Genomic DNA, 6917 nt, shown 5'->3' on the forward strand with positions numbered 1-6917 from the left:
GACCTGATGCTTGAGCTGATCGCCGCCCGTCACGGGGCTGCGCTGGCCATGCAGGTCGCGGGCACCTTCATCACCGCCCGCCGCGCCGGGTCCGAAAGCCAGCTTGCCGCCATTGCCACTGGCCGCCGCTCGGGCGGTGATCCGCGCGTCGCAGCGGCGATTGCGCGGATGGAGCGCCTGATCGATCAGCCCGAAACCGCCGCACGCACCGCCCGCGCCATCGGCGTTCCGCTGCGCCGCCTTCAGCGCCTCTTCGCACAGGAAATCGGCATGGGTCCGGGGCAATATGCGCTTGAGCTGCGTCTTCAGGCCGCCCGGCGCATGATCATCGACACCCGCCATCCCCTGGCAGACGTCGCGGTGCGCTGCGGTTTCTCGGCCCAGTCCGCGCTCAGCCGGGCCTTCGCGGCCCGGTTCGGCCAACCGCCCTCGACGCTGCGATAGGCTTCAGCGCACACCGGCAAGGTGTCGCACAGCGGCGATCAGGGCCGCAAACCCTTCCGCAGCGCCGGGGCTCATGTGGCGCGCCCGCAACCAGGCATGGATCATCTGCGGCTCGCGCCGATACCAAGCCTCGACCCCTGCGCGCACCAGTGCGGCGGCATAGGCGGCAGCGTCATCCTGCAGCGGATCGAAATGCGCGCCCGTCACATAAGCCGGCGCCAGCCCCGCGAAATCATCAACACTCAGCGGCTGCGCCTCAGCATCCCCTTCGGGCGCGCCCAGCAGATCGCGGTAAAAGCGGACGTCGGCAGTGCTCAGCCCCGGCGCATTGGCCATGCTGACGTAGGACCCGCGCGTCGGATCCCCCCCGAGTCCGGGATAGATCAACGCCTGCCCGCGTAATCCCGCGCGCCCTTGCGTCTTCACCCGCCGCGCCAGCCCTGCCGCAAGGGTGCCCCCCGCGCTGTCGCCGATCACGACGACCTGCTTACCGGCCCCCAGCAGCTCCTTCAGCACCAGATCGCAATCCTCGATCTGTGCCGGCCACAGATTCTCCGGCGCCAGACGATACTCGACCGCTGTCAGCCGCGCCCCCACGCCCTCGGCAATCTCGGCACAAATGGCATGATGACTGTCGAGCGAACCGACCACAAACCCGCCGCCGTGAATGTACAACAGATGTACTTCGCTGCGCAGGTCCTGCGGGGTGTAGCGACGCACGGGGACGCGCCCACCAACACGCCCGTCCACCCAGGTTACGGCCGCCTCCGTTGCGGCAAACGCGGCGCAGAGTGCATCGTACCATGCCCGCTGCTGTGCAATAGATGCCTCGGTCGCGCCCTCCGGATAAAACGCATCGCTCTGCGCGATAAAGGCAAGGATTTCAGGTTCGCTCGGTTGTTGTGTCTGGTCTGTCATCTCCGTACCTTTGCCTTGCTGCGTCGACATAGGTTTCACGCTAGGGGTTTTTCAGCAAGCGCTTTGGGCACCGACAAATGCGGGCTGACCGTCGCCAACCATATAGACACCGCGACCAGCTGCGCACGCACCTCGCCGGCTTCATGGCGCCCTACAACTTGCCCCCTAAACTAAAACCCTCGGCGGCCCCAAGCCCTACGAATAAAATTGCAAAATCTGGACTACAGAGTCAGATTGATGCATCCTAAATCTGATCGATCAGATGCCGGGCCCGAACACCTTATGTGTCTAAACCTTGCTATGAATACCCCGTCACCGCTCCCGGCCAGGACCGGCGACGGGGTTGGATACAGCGCTGAATACCTTGGTGGCGTGACCACGTTCTCTGAGCCGGGCTGATCCACCCTCTCTTCACCGTCTAGCCAGTTTACGGCGGCCCGTTTTGCGGGACAGCGGAGCATAAGGAAGAGAGTGTGACATGATAGCTGAGACACCCCTTGTTGGAACAGGCGCATCGCGTGACGGACGGTACGCGTTCTGCCTTCCGGGCCAAAATCGGTTCAGGGATCCCAATACCGCAGAGGGTTACAATGCGCTCGTCGCAATGATCCTGAAGATGCCAAGTCAACTCAAAGTTGGATTTGAGGGTCGAGGGGATCAGAAAGGGCTCCGGGCGTTCGCTTTCCCGAACGGCGATGGTCAGGAATGGGTGCTCTGGTCAGAGATTGCTTCCGCAGAAGGCGCAACTGTTCAGGTGCCTCCGGCGCAGAGTGAGCCATCGTGTCGCCATGCGTTCGAGACCGGCGGCGAACAGCTTCGCGCAATCTTGGAGCACGCGGGCAAAGGCTGACCGTACCTCACAGCACGGAAGGCACGCTATTCGCTCCAAGTTCAAAATAATTGATTGATCTGTAACATCTGACTATGGCTATCTTGGCGCAAAAATGCCGCCCGATCGTTACGGGCGGCGGAAAGGATCCCGTGATGCATTCGCAATTGGTCTCGAGCCGCGATCTTTAGAAGATCGGCGCGGGACAACTTACTCATGGCGTCATTCGTGAGGAATAACAGCGATTGCCTCAATTTCTATCTTGGCGGAGTCTTCCATAAGGGCGACAACCTGCACCACAGCCATAGCGGGAAAATGGCGACCTATCACATCGCGGTATGCGGCTCCAAAGCCGCGCAGATTGTCTAGGTATTCCTGCTTATCGGTGATGTACCATGTCAGCCGCACCAGATGCTCGGCCTTTGCGCCCGCAGCATCCAGTACGGCGACAATGTTTTCCAGCGTCTGGCGAAACTGGCCGACCATGTCCGCATGTTCCCAAGCCTGATTGGCGTTCCAGCCGACCAGCCCGCCCGTGAACACTATACGACCTTCGGCCAGCACACCGTTGGCGTAGCCTTTTGCGGGAACCCAGCCGTCGGGCTGGAGAAAAATATGGGGCGTCAGAGCCGTCATGGGTGCGTCTTTCTTACAATGGCGTTTGCTGTGTCTCGGAGGGCGTAAGGTAGCGGATCATATCTGCACGTAGGGCATCGGGCCAGGGCGCGGCCTTGGCTCCGACAAGGCTGGCATAGACCACTGTCGCCTCACAGTTGAAACGGGCCTGACTCTTGCAAACACAGGTGATGTCGAAACTGACAGAGGCACGTCCCAGCCGCTTGACCGCCAGTGACAGATCCAGCCAGTCCTCAAGCCGTGAGGGATTTTGAAAGCGTACATGGATATCGCCCATAGGGGTGCCCATGCCGCCATCCGTCCGGCCCATTTCCGCCCAGCCAAAGCACATGCCATCCGCAAAGAAGCGTTCGACCAGCGCCGAGATCATCTCGAAATAACGTGGATAAAAGACAATGCCTGCCGGGTCGCAATGGTTGAATTCAACCTGTCGCCGGATAGTGAAGACCTCGCTCATGTCTCTCCCCCGGAAACGGAAATGTTCTGTCCGGTGATCATGTCCGAGCCGTCCGAGCAGAGCCAGAGAACGGCGCGGGCCACATCTTCGGGCGGCACAAGCCTGTGCATCGGATTGGTGGCTTCCAAACTGGCACGGGCCTCTTTCGGGCTGCGGCCGGTCTTTGCGACGATATTGGCGATGGATCGTTCGGTCATTTCCGTATCCAGAAAGCCGGGACAGATGGTGTTGGCGGTGATCCCCTTGCGCACAAGTTCCAGCGCTATCGATTTGACCATGCCAACCACACCATGTTTCGCCGCCGCATATGGCGCGACATAGGGATAGCCCTTCAACCCGGCGGTCGAGGCGATGGCGACCAGGCGCCCCCAAGGTTTACCATGCATGGCCTTCGCACCTTCACGCAGGGTCAGAAATGTGCCGGTCAAGTTTACCGCGATCATCCGCTCAAAGGCGGCCAGGTCGGTTTTCACAAAAGGCGTGCTTTCCGAAGTTCCTGCATTGGCTATAACAATATCAGGCGCCGCCAAGGCAATGGCCTGCGAAATCGCAGCCTCATCCGTGATGTCCGCGACCACGCAGGAAATGCGGGGATGACTGGAAGCGACATCCTCAAGCGAGGCAAGGCGACGGCCACAGATCGTGACCTTTGCCCCCGCCTCGGCCAGCGCTATGGCGATGACAGCCCCAACGCCGGAACCACCCCCGGTCACAAAGGCTGTTTTCCCCTGAATGCTCATGTTGTCACGGCCTTCGCGCGTTCTGCCAGCGTGTTGGCCTGACGGCGGCCACCCTCATAAGGGGCTGGCCAAGCCTGTTCAGTATCGCCCAGTTCCACTGCCGCATGCAACGTCCAGTAGGGATCGGAAAGATGCGGACGAGCGAGCAGGACAAGATCGGCGCGCCCCGCCATCAGGATCGAATTGACGTGATCCGGCTCGTAGATATTGCCCGCCACCAGGGTCGGCGCACCGATGTCATTGCGCACCCGGTCCGAGAACGGCACCTGGAACATGCGGCCATAGATCGGCTGCTCTTTCTTGTCGGTCTGACCGGAAGAGACGTTGATCGCATCGGCGCCAGCTTCCTTGAACATCCCGGCGATATCGACGGCATCTTCGGGGATCACACCCTCGTCGGCCATCCAGTCATGGGCAGAAATCCGCACGGTCATCGGTTTTTCGGCGGGCCATGCGGCGCGCATCGCGTGGAACACCTCAAGTGGAAAGCGCATGCGGTGTTCAAGGCTGCCGCCATATGCGTCGTCACGTTTGTTGGTCACGGGCGAAATGAAAGACGCCAGCAGATAGCCGTGGGCGGCGTGCATTTCGATCATGTCGAAATTAGCAGCAGCAGCGGCTTTCACAGCATCAACGAACTGCGCCATGACGGTATCCATGTCAGCGCGATCCATCGCCTTGGGCTCCGCGTTGCCTTCCATCAGCGCAATGGCAGAGGCAGACAGAAGATCCCAGTTGCCCGTCGGCAGCGGCTTGTCGATGCCGTCCCAAGCAAGACGGGTCGACCCCTTGCGCCCGGCATGTCCGATCTGAGCGCAAATCTTGGCCGGAGTCTCTGCGTGTACAAAATCCACAAGGCGGGACCAAGCGGGCACCTGATCAACGCCGATGCACGGACAACCCGGCGTGATACGGCCGTCTTTGGACACACACAGCATTTCGGTGAACACAAGCCCGGCACCGCCCTTGGCGCGTTCGGCGTAATGCACGAAGTGCCAGTCGGTCGGCATGCCATCCTGCGCCTTGTACTGCGCCATGGGCGAGACGACGATGCGGTTCACAAGTTCCATATTGCGCAGCTTGAAAGGGGCAAACATTGGGCTGCGGCTGGAAGTGCCGCCTGCCCGTTTCTGAAACCACGCCTCGGCCGAGGCCAGCCATGCCGGATCGCGCAGACGCAGGTTTTCATGGCTGATGCGCTGCGACCGTGTCAGCAGGGAATAGGTGAACTGCATCAGGTCAAGCGTCAGATAACGTTCGACCTCTTCAAACCATTCAGTGGAATTGCGTGCGGCGGAGGTGACGCGCAGCACCTGCAACTTGCGTTCATCCTGATAGGTCTGCAGGGCGTCGCCGAGAGATTTTCCGCAATTCAGTTCTTGGGCCAGCATTATGGCGCTTTCCATGCCCAGCTTGGAGCCAGAGCCAATGGAGTAATGCGCGGTGGCCGAGGCATCGCCCAGCAACACGACATTGTCGAAGTACCAGTTTTCGCAGGTCACACGCGGGAACTGAATCCAGGCAGAACCGCGGATGTGGTTGGCATTGGTCATCAGCGCATGACCACCAAGGTGGCGGGCAAAGATCTTCTCGCAAAGCGCAATGCTGTCTTCCTGATTGAGCGTGTCAAAACCGAAGGCCTTATAAACCTTTGGTCCGCATTCAATGATGAAAGTCGCAGTATCCGCATCAAACTGGTAGGCATGCGCCCAGATCCAGCCATGTTCGGTTTCCTCAAAGATGAAGGTGAAGGCGTCGTCGAATTTCTGATGCGTGCCAAGCCAGACAAAATGGTTCAGCCGCATGTCGATTTCCGGCTCGAACTTCTCGGCATAAAGAGTGCGGGTCTTGGAGTTAAGACCGTCTGAGGCCACGACCACATCAAAGGTGGCGCGAAGCTCTTCGATCCTCTCGGCCGAGACATCCGCCTGGAACTCAAGGATCACACCCAGTTCGCGTGCGCGATTCTGCAAAAGCATCAGCAGCTTCTTGCGGCCGATCCCGCAGAAACCGTGGCCGCTTGATGTCATGCTTTCAGTGCCGCGCACAGTTTTGACGTCATCCCAATAGGCAAAGTTGTCTCGGATCATCTTTTCCGACACCGGATCGTTGTCTTCAAAGTTCGACATCGTCTCGTCCGACAGCACAACGCCCCAGCCAAAGGTGTCATCTGGCTTGTTGCGTTCAAAGACGCTAACCTCGTGACTTGGGTCGCGCAGCTTCATCGAGATCGCAAAGTAAAGTCCGGCCGGCCCACCACCAAGAATCGCTGCTTTCATCGTTTCTTCCTCTGCCTGCAGGGCGAACGCCACATCTTTGTGGTTTCATTTGCTTTATATGTGAAGTTAAATGTCGATACTGGGCCTGTCAACGATCATCGTATGAGATGGCCGGGCGCGCTTTTCTTTCTCTTGAGTTTCGGCAGATCCCTCAGATTGATACAATCAATTCCTGTCTGATTTCATCACAAATCATGCTCCAAACTAGGGCCAGATTTGCCATTGCACACTCACAAGGCGCTGCTTGGCCGGAGAATTATTTATAAACCTTTAAGGCTAAATCAAATGACCTTGCCAAGGGTTTTGCCTTCGCGGTCCCGCAAGAAGAACGCTGCTGTCCGCCTCACGATCTTTGAAACCATACGCCCCAATGGGTGTGGCAGATCGCCAAGTACAAATTTTGCGTCTCAGGCTTCTGACCCGTACATAAATCTGACGCGCCACTCAGGCCTCAAATATGGGCTGGCCGAACAGCGTTCAATTTCACGCAAAAAGGCCAGAGTGGTCGGGCGTGTATTACCCCTACGGATGCCGTGCCGCCTGAAACCAGGCTAATGCGCGCCGCCCGCCGCCCTCGGCCTCATGCACGCGGCGCGGGCGCAAGGATAAGGGGT

At 59.3% G+C, this 6917-nt stretch carries 6 protein-coding genes; 1 reads left to right on the top strand and 5 read right to left on the bottom strand.

The genetic code is table 11. The annotated features are described in order from the left end of the window. The coding region (locus P775_RS12495) for a helix-turn-helix domain-containing protein (protein ID WP_143520896.1) at positions 1–444 on the top strand (444 nt) is incomplete at its 5' end. Positions 445–447: 3 nt separating this feature from the next. Here the strand turns inward: P775_RS12495 and P775_RS12500 are convergent. The 5 genes from P775_RS12500 to P775_RS12525 form a co-directional block, all read right to left on the bottom strand. Further along, a complete protein-coding gene (locus tag P775_RS12500; RefSeq protein ID WP_099911313.1) occupies positions 448–1362 on the bottom strand; it encodes an alpha/beta hydrolase in 915 nt (304 codons plus the stop codon). Positions 1363–2413: 1051 nt separating this feature from the next. Next, positions 2414–2827 (bottom strand): RidA family protein, encoded by a 414-nt coding sequence (locus P775_RS12510; protein ID WP_099911310.1) that lies wholly within the window; start codon positions 2825–2827, stop codon positions 2414–2416. 13 nt (positions 2828–2840) lie between these two features. Beyond that, on the bottom strand, positions 2841–3284 hold the full coding sequence (locus tag P775_RS12515; protein ID WP_099911311.1) for an acyl-CoA thioesterase: 444 nt from the start codon (positions 3282–3284) through the stop codon (positions 2841–2843). Further along, on the bottom strand, positions 3281–4024 hold the full coding sequence (locus P775_RS12520) for an SDR family NAD(P)-dependent oxidoreductase (protein ID WP_099911312.1): 744 nt from the start codon (positions 4022–4024) through the stop codon (positions 3281–3283). Before P775_RS12520 ends, P775_RS12515 begins: the two co-directional genes overlap by 4 nt. Beyond that, entirely contained in the window at positions 4021–6303 is a 2283-nt protein-coding gene (locus tag P775_RS12525) for a bifunctional salicylyl-CoA 5-hydroxylase/oxidoreductase (protein WP_099911314.1), read from the bottom strand. Before P775_RS12525 ends, P775_RS12520 begins: the two co-directional genes overlap by 4 nt. Positions 6304–6917 lie beyond the last annotated feature (614 nt).

This window comes from Puniceibacterium antarcticum (assembly GCF_002760615.1).
Classification (GTDB): Bacteria; Pseudomonadota; Alphaproteobacteria; order Rhodobacterales; family Rhodobacteraceae; genus Puniceibacterium; species Puniceibacterium antarcticum.

Excerpts from the sequence above, each read along its gene's own strand:
- P775_RS12515 (WP_099911311.1), bottom strand. The coding sequence starts at position 3,284 with ATGAGCGAGGTCTTCACTATCCGGCGACAGGTTGAATTCAACCATTGC.
- P775_RS12510 (WP_099911310.1), bottom strand. The coding sequence starts at position 2,827 with ATGACGGCTCTGACGCCCCATATTTTTCTCCAGCCCGACGGCTGGGTT.
- P775_RS12525 (WP_099911314.1), bottom strand. The coding sequence starts at position 6,303 with ATGAAAGCAGCGATTCTTGGTGGTGGGCCGGCCGGACTTTACTTTGCG.
- P775_RS12500 (WP_099911313.1), bottom strand. The coding sequence starts at position 1,362 with ATGACAGACCAGACACAACAACCGAGCGAACCTGAAATCCTTGCCTTT.
- P775_RS12520 (WP_099911312.1), bottom strand. The coding sequence starts at position 4,024 with ATGAGCATTCAGGGGAAAACAGCCTTTGTGACCGGGGGTGGTTCCGGC.